At 69.8% G+C, this 1129-nt stretch carries 1 protein-coding gene; it reads left to right on the forward strand.

Annotated elements, in window-relative coordinates; all coding sequences use genetic code 11:
- Positions 1-855: aspartyl protease family protein (locus tag ACQKIP_RS47980; RefSeq protein WP_427745931.1), on the forward strand; the 855-nt coding region annotated here is incomplete at its 5' end.
- Between the last annotated feature and the right edge of the window lie 274 nt (positions 856-1129).

Genomic DNA, 1129 nt, shown 5'->3' on the forward strand with positions numbered 1-1129 from the left:
CACGGCGACACCGCCCGGCTGCCCATACAGCAGATGGACCCGATGCCGCTGGTCGAGGCCTCGCTCAACGGCGGACCGGCCAAGGCCTTCACGTTCTACACCGGTGCCTCGAATCTGAGCCTGGGCGCGGCGGCGGCCAAGGAGGCCGGTCTGCGCCCCCTCGCCCGTCAGAAGGTGGAATTCGAGGGCGGCTCCATGTGGGCCTACTACGGAATCCTGGACTCCCTGCGGCTGGGCGGCATCGAACTGCGCAACGTTCCGGTGGGCTGGTCGTCGACCGAGTCGGGCCAGGAGACCGGCACCGGCAGCGACGGCATGATCGGCACGTGGGTCTTCCAGCACCTGCTGACCACCTTCGACTACGCGGGGCGGAAACTGATCCTGCGCCGCCCCACCCCCGCATCGGCCCGCACGACGCGCGCCGCCGCGCTGCGGGCGGGAGCCGAGCCCCTGCCCCTGTGGCTGGCCGACCAGTACCTGCACACCACGGGCAGCATCGCCGGCTCCCGCACCGGAGTGGTGGGTGTCAACTTCGGCGGAAGCGGCGGCGAAAGCGCCGCCGTGCTCTTCGGGCCCACCGCCCAGCAGCTCAACATCCGCACCGACCACGACCGCCCCATCGGGACGTTCGCCCACAGCCATCCCGCCACCACTTTCCCGTGCTATCCCCGCGAGATCCGCCTGGGCAACGCCGCCGCCCGCAGCATCTACTGCGAAACCCACCCGCAAGCCGCCCTCGCGCCCTACGGATTCAACGTCCGGGCAGCGTTCTTCCACACCTTCCACAAGCCCTACAACATCACCCTCGACTTCGCCGGCATGAACCTCTACATCGCCCGCGGCAAAGCCCTCTGAACACCTGCAGCAGGGCCGCACAGCCGCCCGCGACGCATGTGCTTGCTCATCGAGCCGTTGCTGCCCGAACCGGCACCGAGCTGGCACAGGGCAGACCTCGCGTGCCCGATCGGCAAACTTGTGGCGCAGTGCCATGGGTTGCGACCATCTGCGCATGTTCGAGTTGCTCCCCGAAGTCGGTCTCCGGCTCCCTGACCGGGCCGGCACCCTGCGCTTCGGCATGGACGAGCGCGCCGCCCAGTGGGCCGTCGCCACCGTCGCGGACGTTCGCGAG

It is taken from the genome of Streptomyces sp. NPDC059900, from assembly GCF_050270335.1.
In the GTDB taxonomy this organism is placed as follows: domain Bacteria; phylum Actinomycetota; class Actinomycetes; order Streptomycetales; family Streptomycetaceae; genus Streptomyces.